Below are 15816 nucleotides of genomic sequence, written 5' to 3' on the forward strand. Positions count from 1 at the left end.
TCGATATCGACGGGTAGATCGACGGTCGGATTGCGGATCTCGGCGCGAGCCGTTCCGGTAAAACCCGGATAAGTACCTTTTGCCGCCAGCATAGGATCGATCAGAAAGCTTTTGCCACCAAAGGTGATGTGCTGCGTGGCGTTACGGATTTGCGTGATGTTCATGGTGTGCGCTCTGCGTGTTGGGTCAGTGGTATCATCGTAGAGTGTTGTCCAGAAGATGAATGTGGGCAAATGGGCGACTAACGATGGGATTGGGCCAATCGCATCCAGCCTGCAGAGAACGTTATTTATGGCGTTTAATCGCCGTCTCATTATCTAAATTAATAAACGTATACTTTCCTTTTTTCTGCATTATTTACTCTGCGGCTATTATACCGAGCTAAATAAAGAAACAGTCATTTTAATTCAGGAGAATTAATTAAATGCGAAGTGGCTCCAGACAATATTGTTGATTTATGCAACACATTACAGCCAGGAAACAGATCGCGAACCATGAAATAACAATGCTATCATTCGCTCCAGACGCGGCAGGCAACTGCTGGCACACGCATTTACCCCGGAGCACCTGATGAACAACGACATTCCGCTAAAATATTATGATATCGCTGATGAGTACGCGACTGAGGCTGCAAAGCCGGTGAACGATGCCGAACGCGATGCGCTGGCGCACTACTTCCAGCAACTGATCACCCGTTTGATGAACAACGAAGAAATCAGCGAAGACGCGCAGCAGGAGATGGCAACTGTCGCCGGCGTCGACGCACAGCGTATTGATGACATTGCGGAGTTCCTCAATCGCTGGGGTAACGAGTAGCCAAAGACGGGGCCTGTGTTTTACACTGCGCGCAAATTGAGTAGGTATACTCTACGAGTATTCGGTTTAATCAGGCGGAAACAGCAATGAACGGAACAATCACAACGTGGTTTAAAGATAAAGGCTTTGGATTTATCAAAGATGAAAACGGCGACAACCGCTATTTTCATGTGATTAAGGTTGCTAATCCTGAGCTGATCAAGAAAGACGCGGCGGTGACTTTTGAACCCACCACCAACAACAAAGGCCTGTCTGCCTATGCGGTGAAAGTCATACCCGACAGCAAGTACATCTATATCGCGGGCGAGCGCCTGAAGCTCACGGCGATCAAGTCATACCTGGTGTACAGCGAAGAAGTGCCGGTTGAAACCCGTATCGACAAAGAAAACGCGGTGCTGTCTGTCGGCGTGCTGATGAACAGCATACGACCGAAATCAGACGTGAAGCCTGGCGAAATGCGCACACTGAAAAAGCTGGCGATCACTACCTTCCAGGGCACGACGCTGATCTTCTCGGAAGATGAAATCGACATCGACGAGACGGTGAAGCTGCTGAAAGTCTGACGTCCTTCAGAGTGAATGAATGCCGAAACGCTGCTCTTTTCAAAAGCAGGGTTTCGGTTTTTTTTTGCATTCAGTCAGATCGGGTAGGTATATGGGCGCAAAAGCTGCTTTGTGTCAGAAGCAGATGTGAACGTTTTATATAAGAAGTGAAAGTGGTACTTTGCCGGGGTTATTACTTTTGATTCTCTTGTCTTATCTATTATTGCTGCTGCGCCAGTGTTAAAAATAAAAATAGAAAAATCAGCAGAAAGTAATGTAGTAACTTATCCATAATGTTAATTATTGATGAAATTAAAGTAACACTCCGTAAGGTTTGGATGTTTTTATTTCTCATAGACGAGAATTTACATATAGTGATATAATATGGCGGGAAAAACAGGCAGCTTATTAAGCTGCCTGTCATGTAAATAAATTTTCGAGGAGACTATTCCAGTGGGACGTAAATGGGCCAATATTGTTGGTAAAAAAACGGCTAAAGACGGTGCAACGTCTAAAGTATATTCCAAATTCGGTGTGGAAATCTATGCTGCGGCTAAACAAGGTGAACCAGACCCAGAATTAAACACAGCTTTAAAATTCGTTATTGAACGTGCGAAACAAGCCCAGGTTCCAAAGCACGTTATTGATAAAGCTATTGATAAAGCCAAAGGTGGCAGCGACGAAACGTTCATGCAAGGGCGTTATGAAGGCTTTGGTCCAAGTGGTTCCATGATTATCGCTGAAACCCTGACTTCAAACGTTAACCGCACGATTGCTAATATTCGCTCAATCTTCAATAAAAAAGGCGGGAATATTGGCGCGGCGGGTGCTGTCAGCTATATGTTTGACAATACTGGCGTGATTGTATTTGCGGGAACAGACCCTGACCGTATTTTTGAAATTTTACTTGATGCTGAAGTGGATGTACGTGATGTTACCGAAGAAGAAGGCAACATCATTATTTATACTGAATCTACAGATCTTCATAAAGGAATTGCAGCCCTCAAAGCAGCTGGGATTACTGAATTCTCAACCACAGAATTAGAAATGATTGCTCAATCAGAAGTTGAACTTTCACCAGAAGATTTAGAAATCTTTGAAGGACTTGTTGATGCCCTTGAAGATGATGATGATGTTCAAAAAGTATATCATAACGTTGCAAATCTCTGATTATAAATTAAAGAAATCTGTCATTATGGCAGATTTTATAAATTGTAAGTTTGTTATGATCAACATGTCTGATAAGATGTGTTGATTATAACGAATAGATAAAAATACTATCGCTAAAAGAAACGCATCAATTGAAATTCCTGGCCTAAACTATCTGATAATAAATGGCAAAGGCGCTCCTGCAAGTTCAGGTCTTCAATACTGAAGCGTATTATCTTGAGTAAGGACAGTGCTGATATGAATATTATTGAAAGTGGTATTCGTGACGTAAAACAAGGTGAAAATGTCACAATAGTCATGCCTGTGAATCTTTATGAATGCGAGTTGGGCCATGATGTGTTTGTCGGGCCATTTGTTGAGATACAAAAGGGATGTGTCATAGGCGACAGAACTAAAGTGCAGTCCCATACTTTCATCTGTGAAAACGTTACCTTAGGCGAGGACTGCTTTATAGGGCATGGCGTGACCTTTGCTAACGATCTTTTCAAGAGCGGAAGTCCTGACGCTTCTGCAAAAAGCTGGATTAATATTGTATTAGGTAACGCAGTAACGGTGGGCAGTGGAGCCACAATTTTAACAACGGAAATTTGCAGTGGTGCGGTGATTGGTGCCGGTAGTGTGGTGATAAAGCCCGTGCTGGTAAAAGGCGTGTATGCTGGCAATCCGGCCAGACTTTTGCGAAAGCTTTAAGTATTACCCTTGCCATTGCGAACCCAAATTTATGTTCTTCCCAGACCGTTCATGTCGACCCCTCTTGTTTGCGGACATGGCGACTATTCTTGCTGCTCACGCCATATAAAGAAACGTCTGCTGCATCAGACGTTGCGTTCCTCTGAATGGTGCCGTAGGTCATGACTCATTTCCTGTAGTTCATTGATTAATCGTGCTAAATGGAAGCCATCGCACACGGAGTGATGTACCTGAACGGCGAGAGGTAACACTACTTTCCCATCTTGTTCATAGTATTTCCCAAGTGTGAACATGGGGGCAAAAAAGTTCTGCATGTTCGCAATGTTGATATTAAAACTGGTAAAACTTACCCAAGGGATAGCCGATACAAAAAATACATTTTCCGGAGACTCTTCCTTCGGCCAATAAGAAAGATTATTACAATAGCGTGCAACGTCTTCTGAATAAGTGTTTTGGAAGTGATGAATATTGCCATCGTAGCGGCTCCATAATGATGAAAAAGTCTCAGTTTCATTATGGAAAATGGTATAGCTTGGATGAATTTCATTCCATATGACAAGCTCATTGTTCTTTATAGCCATACGGAATTCAGTATGCTTGTTGACAACTTTAGCAAGGAGGGAAATCATAGTAGGGTAAAATTTCCAGCCAATCTCTTTTATATGTTTTAGTACTGCGGTAATGTCTAACAGAACAGTTTGGTTAATTGTACTTTGAGCAAAAGACTGAAATACCTCAAAATGCTCTTTCCTTGGCCAACGAGACAAGTCAACAGCCGTATATTCTGGAGTTGTTTTTTTCACTTTTTATCCTTTGATTTGCAATCAAATATCATATTTTAGCCTAAGTCTTTCCGTGACGTAATCAGGCTGCATGTCCCGAAGCATGTTACCAGCGAACGCATTTGCGAGAGTAGCGTATCCTTATACAGGAAGAAAGATTAAAGCCTCTTCACAAGAGACTTTGCGCCCCTGGATTTACGATGTCATTCATCAGTGTGTAACGTGCTTCTTTGCGCGTGTATTGATCGATTAACGGCACAAGTCGCCGGAAATGCTCACTGGCACAATGTTCATCGAGAGCCGCGTGGTCTGGCCATTCTTCGATGAAAATAAAATGGCCCGGATCTTTTTCATCAATATAGAGGTCATAAGCAATGCAGCGCGGTTCTTTCCTGGTGGCCGATATTAGCTCACGATACAACGGGAGAACGGTTTCAATATACTCAGGTTTGATGAAATCCTCGGCAATGACCTTTAACATGCAGCCTCCTGGCAAAAATGAATGCACACTCTGCAATGAAGATATCATTAAAGCAAGATGACACCGCGTGATATCGGCTGATGAGTGAGTCATCCCAACTATCAATCAGATGATGCGCATAACTGTGATCCACTTCACCTCCCGGCAACCAAAATCTCCTGCGACTCGACGCCGTCCTCAATCTGTTTCGCCACCCTTTGTAAGGCCGGAAGATGCTTTTCTGCGGCCTGTTCGATGGTCATGGCGCTGGCCATATACACCAGATTCAGGCAGCCGATCACCCGCTGTCCGCTACGGATGGGGACGGCGATAGAAGCGATTTTCTCCTCCTGATCCCAGCCGCGATAGTTCTGACCAAAACCGTCTTTCCGCGCCCGGGTCAAAATGGCGTCGAGCTTTAAGGGTTCGCGCGCCAGCTGGAACTCTTCTCCTGGCCGGGAGGCCAGCATTTCAATCAGTTCCTGACGTTCATTCTCCGGGCTAAATGCCAGCCAGGTCATGCCGGAAGCGGTTTTCAGCAATGGCAAACGACGCCCGACCATCGCCCGGTGAAACGACAGGCGGCTGAAGCGGTGGGTTGTTTCACGTACCACCATCGCGTCCACATCCAGCGTGGAAACGTCGGTCGGCCAGATCACCTCGCGCAGCAAATCCCCCAGCAGCGGGGCGGCCAGCGCAGAAATCCACTGCTCGTCACGAAATCCCTCGCTAAGCTGACGGACCTTGATGGTTAAGCGAAAGCTGTCATCGGACAGGCTGCGTCGGACGTAACCCTCATCCTGCAACGTTTCCAGCAGCCGCCTGACCGTAGTGCGGTGCAGGCCGCTCAGCTCAGCCAGCAGGCCAACGCTGGCTCCACCATCGAGCCGGTTTAACATATTTAATAACATTAATCCGCGCGTTAATCCGCGTACGGTTTTGTATTCAGTACCGTCATCATTTTTCATATTTATTGACAAATCTACAGGTAAAACAAAGTTGTGCACTTAGTGCACATCCAGGCATGTTTTGATTGTAGCGCAAAAACTCACTCCTATACTGACCGCACAATAAAAAATAATTTACATCTTTTTAACAAAATGAATTGCGCCTCGCCAGGGTCTGCAATTGCGTTTTGTCCGAGTCGTGAGGTTCTGAAATGACAACAATAAACCCTGATATCCAACCCGCTGTGCAGCACACCGTGCAGGTGGCGATTGCCGGTGCCGGCCCGGTGGGGCTAATGATGGCCAACTATCTTGGCCAGATGGGCATTGAGGTATTGGTAGTAGAGAAGCTCGACACGCTGATCGACTATCCCCGAGCCATCGGCATTGACGATGAAGCGTTGCGCACCATGCAGTCTGTGGGGCTGGTCGAGCGCGTTTTGCCGCACACCACGCCGTGGCACGCGATGCGCTTTCTCACCCCGAAAGGCCGCTGCTTTGCTGATATCCAGCCGATGACTGACGAATTTGGCTGGTCGCGCCGTAACGCGTTTATTCAACCACAGGTGGATGCGGTGATGCTGGAAGGGTTGTCGCGTTTTCCCAACGTGCGCTGCCTGTTCTCCCGCGAACTGGAGGCCTTCAGCCAGCAAAACGGCGAAGTGACGCTGAATCTGAAAACGCCGGACGGTCAACGTGAAACGGTGAAGGCCCAGTGGCTGGTGGCCTGCGACGGTGGGGCCAGCAACGTCAGACGCTCGCTGAACGTGCCGTTTGAAGGCAAAACCGCGCCGAATCAGTGGATTGTGGTGGATATCGCCAACGATCCGCTCAGCACGCCGCATGTGTATCTGTGCTGCGATCCGGTGCGCCCGTATGTCTCCGCTGCGCTGCCACATGCGGTGCGCCGCTTTGAATTTATGGTGATGCCGGGAGAAACCGAAGCGCAGCTCAGCGAGCCGCAAAATATGCGCCAGTTGCTGAGCAAAGTGCTGCCGAACCCGGATAACGTCGAACTGATCCGCCAGCGTGTGTATACCCATAACGCCCGTCTGGCCGAACGTTTTCGCATTGACCGCGTGCTGCTGGCCGGCGATGCGGCGCACATTATGCCGGTCTGGCAGGGGCAGGGGTACAACAGCGGCATGCGCGATGCCTTCAACCTGGCGTGGAAACTGGCGCTGGTCATTAAGGGCAAAGCTGGTGATGCGCTGCTGGATACCTACCAGCAGGAACGCCGCGACCACGCCAAAGCAATGATCGACCTCTCCGTGACCGCTGGCAACGTACTTGCGCCGCCAAAACGCTGGCACGGTGCTGTACGCGACGGGGTTTCCTGGCTGCTGAACTACATTCCGCCGGTCAAACGCTACTTCCTCGAAATGCGATTTAAGCCGATGCCGCAGTACCACGTCGGGGCACTGGTACGTGAAGGCGACGCGAAAACGTCTCCGGTCGGCAAGATGTTTATCCAGCCGAAGGTGACGCTGGAATCGGGTGACGTGACGCTGCTCGACAATGTCATCGGGCCGAATTTTGCGGTGATTGGCTGGGGTTGTAACCCGCTGTGGGGCATGAGCGAGGCGCAGATCCAACAGTGGCAGGCGTTGGGCACGCGGTTTATCCAGGTGGTGCCGGATACGCAGATTCATACCGAGCAGGATAACTATGACGGCGTTATCCGCATTGGCGATACGCAAAACCGCCTGCGCACGTGGTTTGCCCAGTACAACGCTTCGCTGGTGGTGATGCGGCCGGACCGCTTTGTGGCCGCCATCGCTATTCCGCAAACTCTGGGCAGTACCCTGAATAAACTGGCGTCGGTGATGACGCTTACCCGCGCTACTGCCGATATTCCTGTTGAAAAGGTGGCCTGATATGCACGCTTATCTTCACTGTCTTTCCCACTCGCCGCTGGTGGGCTATGTCGACCCAGCACAGGCTGTGCTTGATGAGGTTAACGGCGTGATCGCCAGCGCCCGGGCGCGTATTGCGGCGTTCGACCCGGAACTTGTAGTTCTGTTTGCCCCCGATCACTACAACGGTTTTTTCTACGACGTGATGCCGCCGTTCTGTTTAGGCGTGGGAGCTACGGCGATCGGCGATTTCGGCAGCGCAGCGGGAGAACTGCCAGTGCCGACAGATCTCGCTGAAGCCTGCGCCCACGCGGTGATGAAAAGCGGCATCGATCTCGCCGTGTCCTACAACATGCAGGTCGATCATGGTTTCGCCCAGCCGCTGGAGTTCTTGCTTGGTGGGCTGGATAAGGTGCCTGTGCTGCCGGTGTTTATTAACGGTGTCGCCACGCCGCTGCCAGGCTTTCAGCGTACCCGCATGCTCGGGGAAGCGATTGGCCGTTTCGCCAGCTCATTGAATAAACGCGTACTGTTTTTAGGCTCCGGCGGGCTGTCGCATCAGCCGCCGGTACCGGAGCTGGCGAAGGCCGATGCTCATATGCGCGACCGTCTGCTTGGCAGCGGTAAACAACTGCCCGAAAACGAGCGCGAGCTGCGCCAGCAGCGGGTGATCAGCGCCGCCGAGAAGTTCGTGGCCGATCAAAACTCGCTGCATCCGCTGAACCCTGTCTGGGATAACCGCTTTATGAGCCTGCTTGAGCAGGGGCGTTTGCAGGAGCTGGACGCGGTCAGTAACGAAGAGTTGTCCGCGATGGCGGGCAAATCAACGCACGAAGTAAAAACCTGGGTTGCCGCCTTCGCCGCCATTTCTGCCTTTGGCAACTGGCGCAGCGAAGGCCGTTATTACCGCCCGATCCCAGAGTGGATCGCCGGATTCGGCTCCCTGAGCGCCACCACACAGAACTGAAACAGAACTGAATATGCAGGAGAAAACCATGACTTATCAACCGCAAACCGAAGCCGCGACCAGTCGTTTTCTGGAGGTGCAGGAAGCAGGCGAAACACTACGCGTGCATTTCAATGACTGTGGACAGGGCGAAGAGACCGTCGTGCTGCTGCACGGCTCCGGTCCTGGCGCGACGGGCTGGGCAAACTTCAGCCGCAATATTGATCCGCTGGTACAGGCCGGATACCGGGTGATCCTGCTGGATTGTCCTGGCTGGGGTAAAAGCGATGGGATCGTTAACCGCGGTTCGCGATCCGATCTCAACGCCCGCATCCTGAAAAGCGTAGTCGATCAACTGGATATTCAGAAAATCCACCTGCTGGGCAACTCGATGGGCGGCCACAGTTCCGTGGCGTTCACCCTGAGCTGGCCGGAGCGCGTGGGCAAGCTGGTGCTGATGGGCGGCGGGACGGGCGGCATGAGTCTGTTTACGCCGATGCCGACCGAAGGTATTAAGCGGCTGAATCAGCTGTACCGCGCGCCAACTATCGAGAACCTGAAGCTGATGATGGATATCTTTGTCTTCGATACCAGCGATCTCACTGAGGCGCTGTTTGAAGCGCGTCTGAACAATATGCTGTCGCGCCGCGATCACCTGGATAACTTTGTGAAAAGCCTCGAAGCCAACCCGAAACAGTTCCCGGACTTCGGCCCGCGCCTGGGGGAAATTAAAGCCCAGACCCTGATTGTCTGGGGACGCAATGACCGCTTCGTGCCGATGGATGCTGGTCTGCGCCTGCTCTCCGGGATTGCCGGTTCTGAGCTGCACATCTACCGCGACTGCGGACACTGGGCGCAGTGGGAACATGCGGATGCCTTTAATCAGCTGGTGTTGAATTTCCTCGCACGCCCTTAAGGAACGGACATGACCAATCTTAATCTTGAGCAGTTAGCCGCCGATTTACGTCTGGCGGAGGAAAAAGGGGAAGCCATTGCCCCGCTGCGTGAACTGATCGGCGTGGACAACGGCGAAGCGGCTTACGCCATTCAACGCATCAATGTGCAGTACGAGGTGACGCGTGGGCGGCGCGTGGTCGGGCGCAAAGTAGGGCTGACGCACCCGAAAGTGCAGCAGCAACTGGGCGTCGATCAGCCGGACTTCGGCACGCTGTTTGCCGACATGTGCTACGGCGATAACGACACCATTGCGTTTGAGCGCGTGCTGCAACCGCGTATTGAAGCGGAAATCGCGCTGGTGCTGAACCGCGATCTGCCCAATGCCGACACTACTTTTGACGAGCTGTATAACGCCATCGAGTGGGTGCTGCCCGCGCTGGAAGTGGTCGGCAGCCGTATCCGTGACTGGTCAATCAAGTTTGTTGATACCGTGGCGGATAACGCCTCCTGCGGGGTGTATGTGGTCGGCGGCCCGGCACAGCGTCCGGCAGGATTAGATCTGAAAAACTGCGCGATGAAAATGACGCGCAACAACGAAGAGGTTTCCAGCGGACGCGGCAGCGAATGCCTGGGACATCCGATCAACGCCGCCGTCTGGCTGGCGCGCAAAATGGCCAGCCTCGGCGAGCCGCTACGTGCCGGAGATATCATTCTCACCGGAGCGTTAGGCCCGATGGTGGCGGTGAATGCGGGCGATCGTTTCGAGGCCCATATCGACGGTATTGGTTCAGTTGCCGCCACTTTTTCAGCGGCGGTTACAAGAGGAAGTCAGTCATGAGTAAGCGTAAAGTCGCCATTATCGGCTCCGGCAACATCGGTACCGATTTGATGATAAAAATTCTGCGTCACGGGAAGCATCTGGAAATGGCGGTGATGGTCGGTATCGATCCAGATTCTGATGGTCTGGCGCGTGCCCGACGCATGGGCGTTGCCACCACCCATGAAGGGGTGACAGGGCTTATCGCCATGCCGGAATTCGCCGATATCGACATTGTTTTTGATGCCACCAGCGCAGGCGCGCATGTGAAGAACGACGCCGCGCTGCGCGCCGTTAAACCAGCCATCCGCCTGATCGACCTGACGCCCGCGGCGATCGGTCCGTACTGCGTGCCGGTGGTGAATCTGGAGGCCAACGTTGATCAGCAGAACGTTAATATGGTGACCTGCGGCGGGCAGGCGACTATCCCGATGGTGGCGGCAGTTTCTCGCGTGGCAAAAGTCCATTACGCCGAAATTATCGCCTCGATCGCCAGTAAATCTGCAGGTCCTGGTACGCGCGCTAATATCGATGAGTTTACCGAAACCACCTCGAAGGCGATTGAAGTGGTTGGCGGCGCGGCAAAAGGTAAAGCGATTATCGTCCTTAACCCGGCCGAGCCGCCGCTGATGATGCGCGACACGGTGTATGTGCTGAGCGAAGCGGCCTCTGAGGTTGAAGTTGAAGCATCGATTAATGAGATGGCGGCGGCGGTGCAGGCGTACGTGCCGGGCTATCGTCTGAAACAGCGTGTCCAGTTTGAAGTGATCCCGCAGGATAAACCGGTCAATCTGCCGGGTATCGGTCAGTTCTCCGGGCTGAAAACCGCCGTCTATCTGGAAGTGGAAGGCGCGGCGCACTATCTGCCAGCCTACGCGGGCAATCTCGATATTATGACCTCCAGTGCGCTGGCGACCGCTGAGAAGATGGCGCAGTCACTCACTCGTCAGGCAGGAGAAGCAGCATGAACGGTAAAAAACTCTATATCTCTGACGTGACCCTGCGCGACGGTATGCACGCCATTCGTCATCAATATTCGCTGGAAAACGTGCGCCAGATTGCCAAAGCGTTGGACGACGCACGGGTCGATTCCATTGAGGTGGCGCACGGCGACGGTCTGCAGGGTTCCAGTTTTAACTACGGCTTTGGCGCGCACAGCGACCTGGAGTGGATTGAAGCGGCGGCGGACGTGGTCAAGCACGCTAAGATCGCCACGCTGCTGTTGCCGGGCATCGGCACGATTCATGACCTGAAAAATGCATATCAGGCTGGGGCGCGCGTCGTACGCGTGGCGACCCACTGCACCGAAGCGGACGTGTCGGCCCAGCATATTCAGTATGCGCGCGAGTTAGGTATGGACACCGTCGGCTTTCTGATGATGAGCCATATGACCACGCCGGAAAACCTCGCACAGCAGGCGAAGCAGATGGAAAACTACGGCGCGACCTGTATCTATGTGGTCGATTCCGGCGGGGCGATGAACATGTCTGATATCCGTGACCGCTTCCGCGCCCTGAAAGCGGTGCTGAAGCCGGAAACAGAAACCGGGATGCACGCCCACCACAACCTGAGCCTCGGCGTGGCGAACTCGATTGCCGCGGTGGAAGAGGGCTGTGACCGCATCGATGCGAGCCTGGCCGGTATGGGCGCAGGCGCAGGCAACGCGCCGCTGGAGGTATTTATCGCCGCGGCGGATAAGCTTGGCTGGCAGCACGGCACCGATCTCTATGCGCTGATGGACGCTGCCGACGATCTGGTGCGTCCGCTGCAGGACCGCCCGGTGCGGGTGGATCGCGAAACGCTGGCGCTGGGCTATGCCGGAGTGTACTCCAGCTTCCTGCGCCACTGCGAAGTGGCAGCGGCGCGTTATGGCCTGAGCGCGGTAGATATTCTGGTTGAACTGGGCAAACGCCGGATGGTTGGCGGCCAGGAAGATATGATCGTCGACGTGGCGCTGGATCTGCGCAATAGCAAATAAAAATGATTACGCGGCTGGCAACGTATCAGCCGCGATTCACCTGCATCGTGACCTCAGAGGTACATCTTATGACTACTCGTACCCCCGCATCCTCATCCCGCCTGACGTTGACCGTCGGGCTGTGTTTTTTAGTCGCCCTGATGGAAGGGCTGGATTTACAGGCTGCCGGGATCGCTGCCGTCGGTATCGCTCACGCGTTTGCGCTGGATAAAATGCAGATGGGCTGGATCTTCAGCGCGGGCATTCTCGGGCTGCTGCCCGGCGCGCTGGTGGGCGGCATGCTGGCCGATCGCTATGGCCGCAAACGCATTCTTATTGCCTCTGTGGCGCTGTTCGGTCTGTTCTCGCTGGCAACGGCGATATCCTGGGATTTCTCATCGCTGGTGTTTGCTCGTCTGATGACCGGCGTCGGGCTGGGCGCGGCGTTGCCGAACCTGATCGCGCTGACCTCCGAGGCGGCGGGCCCGCGTTTTCGTGGTACGGCGGTGAGCCTGATGTATTGCGGTGTGCCGATTGGCGCGGCGCTCGCGGCAGCGCTCGGGTTTAGCGGTCTGGCCTCCGCCTGGCAAACGGTGTTCTGGGTTGGCGGGGTGATCCCGCTGCTGCTGGTACCGCTGTTGATGCGCTGGTTGCCGGAATCGCAGGTTTACGCCCAACAAACGCAGGTGGCTGCCGCGCCGCTGCGCGCGCTGTTTGCGCCAACTACCGCGACAGCCACGCTGCTGCTGTGGCTGTGCTATTTCTTCACCCTGCTGGTGGTGTATATGCTGATCAACTGGCTGCCGATGCTGCTGGTCGGGCAGGGCTTTCAGCCCTCGCAGGCGGCGGGCGTGATGTTTGCCCTGCAAATTGGCGCGGCCAGCGGCACCTTAATCCTCGGGGCGTTGATGGACAAACTGCGTCCGGTGGTCATGTCGCTGCTGATCTACACCGGGATGCTGGCATCATTGCTGGCGCTGGGGACGGTGTCGTCATTGAGCGGCATGTTGATGGCGGGATTCGTGGCGGGGATGTTTGCCACCGGGGGGCAAAGCGTGCTGTATGCGCTGGCACCGCTGTTTTACAGCACGCAGATCCGCGCCACCGGCGTGGGCACCGCCGTCGCCGTCGGTCGTCTGGGCGCGATGAGCGGTCCGCTGCTGGCAGGGAAAATGTTAGCGCTCGGCACCGGAACGGTAGGGGTGATGGCGGCTTCTGCGCCGGGGATATTGCTGGCAGGCCTGGCGGTATTTATCCTGATGAGCCGCAAATCACAGATGCCGATCCCTGCCAGCGGTGCTTAAGCGCTCATTCGGTAGTATGAGCAGGGGAGATACGGTTCCCACTTCCGGGTGAACGCCAGTCGGTGAGGACGTTGCCAGAGTTTACATAAAGCCTGGCAACGGAGGCGTTATGAGCTGGCGGCCCTTTTTGTATTTGATTATTAATCCCCATCCGATATTAAGCGCCCGGCGTGGGCATCTGCGCCTGGTGCAGGGTTGACTTTGCATTCTGTTAACAAACGCGGTATAACAAACCTTCTTTGGATGTTTAGATGTCCATACGTTCAGAAGGTTATATGCAAACAACACAACAAAATGCGCCACTGAAGCGCACAATGAAAACGCGTCACCTGATTATGCTCTCCTTAGGCGGCGTGATTGGCACAGGGTTATTCTTCAATACCGGGTACATCATCTCCACCACCGGGGCGGCGGGAACGCTGCTGGCTTATCTGATTGGCGCGCTGGTGGTCTGGTTGGTTATGCAGTGTCTGGGCGAGCTGTCGGTCGCGATGCCGGAGACCGGGGCGTTTCACGTCTATGCTGCTCGTTATCTTGGCCCTGCAACGGGATATACCGTGGCCTGGCTCTACTGGCTGACCTGGACTGTGGCGCTGGGTTCGAGTTTTACCGCCGCCGGATTCTGTATGCAGTACTGGTTTCCGCAGGTACCGGTATGGGTCTGGTGCGTGGTGTTTTGCGCGATTATTTTTGCCCTCAACGTTATCTCCACGCGCTTTTTTGCCGAAGGGGAGTTCTGGTTCTCGCTGGTAAAAGTGGTCACTATCATCGCCTTTATCATCCTCGGTGGGGCGGCGATTTTTGGTTTTATCCCAATGCAGGATGGCTCGCCCGCGCCGGGACTGAGTAATATCACGGCGGAAGGCTGGTTCCCACACGGTGGTTTACCGATCCTGATGACGATGGTGGCGGTGAATTTTGCTTTTTCGGGAACCGAGCTTATCGGTATTGCCGCCGGAGAAACAGAAAACCCGCGCAAGGTCATTCCGGTGGCGATTCGTACCACCATCGCGCGACTGATTATTTTCTTTATCGGCACCGTGTTTGTGCTGGCGGCGCTGATCCCAATGCAGCAGGCGGGCGTGGAGAAAAGCCCGTTTGTGCTGGTGTTTGAGAAGGTGGGGATTCCGTACGCCGCCGATATTTTTAACTTCGTGATCCTGACGGCTATTCTTTCTGCGGCAAATTCCGGGTTGTATGCCTCCGGGCGCATGCTGTGGTCGCTGTCAAATGAACGTACGCTACCGGCCTGTTTTGCGCGAGTAACGAAAAACGGCGTGCCGCTGACGGCGCTGTCGGTCAGCATGCTTGGTGGCGTACTGGCGCTATTTTCCAGCGTGGTGGCTCCGGATACGGTATTTGTTGCGCTGTCGGCAATCTCCGGGTTTGCGGTGGTGGCGGTGTGGCTGAGCATTTGCGCTTCGCACTTCGTCTTTCGCCGCCGTCATCTGCAGCAGGGTAAGGCATTGAGTGAATTGCATTATCGCGCGCCGTGGTATCCGCTGGTGCCGGTACTGGGATTTGTGCTGTGCCTGGTGGCTTGTGTCGGGCTGGCATTCGATCCAGCGCAGAGAATTGCGCTGTGGTGCGGGTTACCGTTTGTGGCAGTGTGTTATGGTGCTTATTTCCTTACTCAACCGCGTAAAGCCAAACAGGAGCCCGAACATGTCGCAGAATAATCCGTTAAGCGCCATCCTTGATAAACAGGATTTCCTGCTGCTCGATGGTGCGATGGCGACGGAGCTGGAAGCGCGTGGCTGTAACTTAGCCGACAGCCTGTGGTCAGCCAAAGTGCTGGTCGAAAATCCGGAGCTTATCCGCGAAGTCCATCTCGATTACTACCGGGCAGGGGCGCAGTGTGCGATTACCGCCAGCTACCAGGCGACACCGGCGGGGTTTGCCGCCCGTGGCCTGGATGAAGCGCAGTCGAAAGCGCTAATTGGTAAAAGCGTGGAGCTGGCGCGTAAAGCCCGTGAAGCGTATCTGGCCGAGAACCCGCAGGCGGGCACGCTGCTGGTAGCAGGGTCCGTCGGGCCTTACGGCGCGTATCTGGCGGATGGTTCTGAATACCGTGGTGATTACCAACGTAGCGCTGAAGAGTTTCAGGCGTTTCACCGCCCGCGCGTGGAAGCGTTACTGGATGCCGGGGCCGATCTGCTGGCCTGTGAAACCCTGCCAAATTTTGCCGAAATTAGCGCGCTGGCTGAGCTATTGACCGCGTATCCGCGCGCACGGGCGTGGTTCTCATTTACCCTGCGCGACAGCGAGCACCTGAGCGACGGTACGCCGCTGCGTGACGTGGTTGCGTTGCTGGCGGGTTATCCGCAGGTGGTGGCGCTAGGTATTAACTGCATTGCGCTGGAAAACACCACCGCTGCGTTGCAGCATTTACACGGTTTAACGGCGCTGCCGCTGGTGGTGTATCCGAACTCGGGCGAGCAGTATGATGCCGTGAGCAAAACCTGGCATCATCATGGTGAGCATTGTGCGCATCTGGCGGACTATCTGCCGCAGTGGCAGGCCGCTGGCGCACGGTTGATTGGCGGGTGCTGTCGCACCACGCCTGCGGATATTGCCGCGCTAAAAGCGCGAAGCTGAGAGTTTATCCGGCCTACATCGTTCACTGTAGGCC

The 15816-nt window shown here is 54.0% G+C and carries 16 protein-coding genes and 1 pseudogene; 13 read left to right on the forward strand and 4 right to left on the reverse strand.

What is annotated here, in order from left to right; genetic code table 11:
- Positions 1-164: pseudogene (locus JTI85_RS21740) on the reverse strand (MBL fold metallo-hydrolase); the annotation flags it as partial.
- Positions 165-570: 406 nt separating this feature from the next.
- Between JTI85_RS21740 and JTI85_RS05860 the strand changes: the two are divergent.
- The 4 genes from JTI85_RS05860 (at position 571) to JTI85_RS05875 (ending at position 3218) form a co-directional block, all read left to right on the forward strand.
- Positions 571-816: a YmjA family protein gene (locus JTI85_RS05860; protein WP_048212496.1), complete on the forward strand. Its 246-nt coding sequence runs from the start codon at positions 571-573 to the stop codon at positions 814-816.
- A gap of 86 nt (positions 817-902) precedes the next feature.
- The gene (locus JTI85_RS05865; protein WP_048212495.1) at positions 903-1379 is read left to right on the forward strand and encodes a cold-shock protein; all 477 of its coding nucleotides are present in this window, start codon (positions 903-905) and stop codon (positions 1377-1379) included.
- Positions 1380-1811: 432 nt separating this feature from the next.
- Positions 1812-2528 (forward strand): YebC/PmpR family DNA-binding transcriptional regulator, encoded by a 717-nt coding sequence (locus JTI85_RS05870; protein ID WP_048212494.1) that lies wholly within the window; start codon positions 1812-1814, stop codon positions 2526-2528.
- A 237-nt stretch (positions 2529-2765) separates the two neighbouring features.
- On the forward strand, positions 2766-3218 hold the full coding sequence (locus tag JTI85_RS05875) for an acyltransferase (protein WP_048212493.1): 453 nt from the start codon (positions 2766-2768) through the stop codon (positions 3216-3218).
- Between the two features lie 125 nt (positions 3219-3343).
- Here the strand turns inward: JTI85_RS05875 and catA are convergent, their stop codons facing one another.
- The 3 genes from catA to JTI85_RS05890 form a co-directional block, all read right to left on the reverse strand.
- The gene (catA, locus tag JTI85_RS05880) at positions 3344-4021 is read right to left on the reverse strand and encodes a type A chloramphenicol O-acetyltransferase (protein WP_219352253.1); all 678 of its coding nucleotides are present in this window, start codon (positions 4019-4021) and stop codon (positions 3344-3346) included.
- 148 nt (positions 4022-4169) lie between these two features.
- Positions 4170-4481: a putative quinol monooxygenase gene (locus tag JTI85_RS05885; protein ID WP_048212491.1), complete on the reverse strand. Its 312-nt coding sequence runs from the start codon at positions 4479-4481 to the stop codon at positions 4170-4172.
- Positions 4482-4615: 134 nt separating this feature from the next.
- Positions 4616-5428: a DNA-binding transcriptional regulator gene (locus tag JTI85_RS05890; RefSeq protein ID WP_172742554.1), complete on the reverse strand. Its 813-nt coding sequence runs from the start codon at positions 5426-5428 to the stop codon at positions 4616-4618.
- A gap of 191 nt (positions 5429-5619) precedes the next feature.
- On the opposite strand from JTI85_RS05890, the gene JTI85_RS05895 reads away from it, so the two are divergent.
- From JTI85_RS05895 to mmuM, 9 genes are all read left to right on the forward strand, one after another.
- Positions 5620-7284, forward strand: a complete 1665-nt coding sequence (locus JTI85_RS05895; RefSeq protein WP_219352255.1) for a bifunctional 3-(3-hydroxy-phenyl)propionate/3-hydroxycinnamic acid hydroxylase — start codon at positions 5620-5622, stop codon at positions 7282-7284.
- A gap of 1 nt (position 7285) precedes the next feature.
- Entirely contained in the window at positions 7286-8230 is a 945-nt protein-coding gene (mhpB, locus tag JTI85_RS05900) for a 2,3-dihydroxyphenylpropionate/2,3-dihydroxicinnamic acid 1,2-dioxygenase (protein WP_061067384.1), read from the forward strand.
- Positions 8231-8258: 28 nt separating this feature from the next.
- Entirely contained in the window at positions 8259-9125 is an 867-nt protein-coding gene (gene mhpC, locus JTI85_RS05905; RefSeq protein WP_048212488.1) for a 2-hydroxy-6-oxonona-2,4-dienedioate hydrolase, read from the forward strand.
- 9 nt (positions 9126-9134) lie between these two features.
- Positions 9135-9944 (forward strand): 2-keto-4-pentenoate hydratase, encoded by an 810-nt coding sequence (gene mhpD / locus JTI85_RS05910; protein ID WP_101742697.1) that lies wholly within the window; start codon positions 9135-9137, stop codon positions 9942-9944.
- Positions 9941-10891 (forward strand): acetaldehyde dehydrogenase, encoded by a 951-nt coding sequence (gene mhpF / locus JTI85_RS05915; RefSeq protein WP_003838629.1) that lies wholly within the window; start codon positions 9941-9943, stop codon positions 10889-10891. Before mhpD ends, mhpF begins: the two co-directional genes overlap by 4 nt.
- Entirely contained in the window at positions 10888-11901 is a 1014-nt protein-coding gene (gene mhpE, locus JTI85_RS05920) for a 4-hydroxy-2-oxovalerate aldolase (RefSeq protein ID WP_101742695.1), read from the forward strand. The genes mhpF and mhpE overlap by 4 nt, the downstream gene beginning before the upstream one ends.
- A gap of 68 nt (positions 11902-11969) precedes the next feature.
- On the forward strand, positions 11970-13184 hold the full coding sequence (gene mhpT / locus JTI85_RS05925; protein WP_219352256.1) for a 3-(3-hydroxy-phenyl)propionate transporter MhpT: 1215 nt from the start codon (positions 11970-11972) through the stop codon (positions 13182-13184).
- Positions 13185-13459: 275 nt separating this feature from the next.
- Positions 13460-14863: an S-methylmethionine permease gene (mmuP, locus tag JTI85_RS05930; RefSeq protein ID WP_116360937.1), complete on the forward strand. Its 1404-nt coding sequence runs from the start codon at positions 13460-13462 to the stop codon at positions 14861-14863.
- Positions 14850-15782, forward strand: a complete 933-nt coding sequence (mmuM, locus tag JTI85_RS05935; protein WP_048212483.1) for a homocysteine S-methyltransferase — start codon at positions 14850-14852, stop codon at positions 15780-15782. Before mmuP ends, mmuM begins: the two co-directional genes overlap by 14 nt.
- Positions 15783-15816: the final 34 nt, after the last annotated feature.

Source organism: Citrobacter sp. Colony219, from assembly GCF_019382635.1.
Lineage (GTDB): Bacteria > Pseudomonadota > Gammaproteobacteria > Enterobacterales > Enterobacteriaceae > Citrobacter > Citrobacter youngae.

What these genes read in the sequence shown, in the direction of transcription:
- JTI85_RS05860 (WP_048212496.1), top strand. Translation starts at nt 571, where the DNA reads ATGAACAACGACATTCCGCTAAAATATTATGATATCGCTGATGAGTAC.
- JTI85_RS05865 (WP_048212495.1), top strand. Translation starts at nt 903, where the DNA reads ATGAACGGAACAATCACAACGTGGTTTAAAGATAAAGGCTTTGGATTT.
- JTI85_RS05875 (WP_048212493.1), top strand. Translation starts at nt 2,766, where the DNA reads ATGAATATTATTGAAAGTGGTATTCGTGACGTAAAACAAGGTGAAAAT.
- JTI85_RS05885 (WP_048212491.1), bottom strand. Translation starts at nt 4,481, where the DNA reads ATGTTAAAGGTCATTGCCGAGGATTTCATCAAACCTGAGTATATTGAA.
- JTI85_RS05890 (WP_172742554.1), bottom strand. Translation starts at nt 5,428, where the DNA reads ATGAAAAATGATGACGGTACTGAATACAAAACCGTACGCGGATTAACG.
- JTI85_RS05895 (WP_219352255.1), top strand. Translation starts at nt 5,620, where the DNA reads ATGACAACAATAAACCCTGATATCCAACCCGCTGTGCAGCACACCGTG.
- mhpB (WP_061067384.1), top strand. Translation starts at nt 7,286, where the DNA reads ATGCACGCTTATCTTCACTGTCTTTCCCACTCGCCGCTGGTGGGCTAT.
- mhpC (WP_048212488.1), top strand. Translation starts at nt 8,259, where the DNA reads ATGACTTATCAACCGCAAACCGAAGCCGCGACCAGTCGTTTTCTGGAG.
- mhpD (WP_101742697.1), top strand. Translation starts at nt 9,135, where the DNA reads ATGACCAATCTTAATCTTGAGCAGTTAGCCGCCGATTTACGTCTGGCG.
- mhpF (WP_003838629.1), top strand. Translation starts at nt 9,941, where the DNA reads ATGAGTAAGCGTAAAGTCGCCATTATCGGCTCCGGCAACATCGGTACC.
- mhpE (WP_101742695.1), top strand. Translation starts at nt 10,888, where the DNA reads ATGAACGGTAAAAAACTCTATATCTCTGACGTGACCCTGCGCGACGGT.
- mhpT (WP_219352256.1), top strand. Translation starts at nt 11,970, where the DNA reads ATGACTACTCGTACCCCCGCATCCTCATCCCGCCTGACGTTGACCGTC.
- mmuP (WP_116360937.1), top strand. Translation starts at nt 13,460, where the DNA reads ATGCAAACAACACAACAAAATGCGCCACTGAAGCGCACAATGAAAACG.
- mmuM (WP_048212483.1), top strand. Translation starts at nt 14,850, where the DNA reads ATGTCGCAGAATAATCCGTTAAGCGCCATCCTTGATAAACAGGATTTC.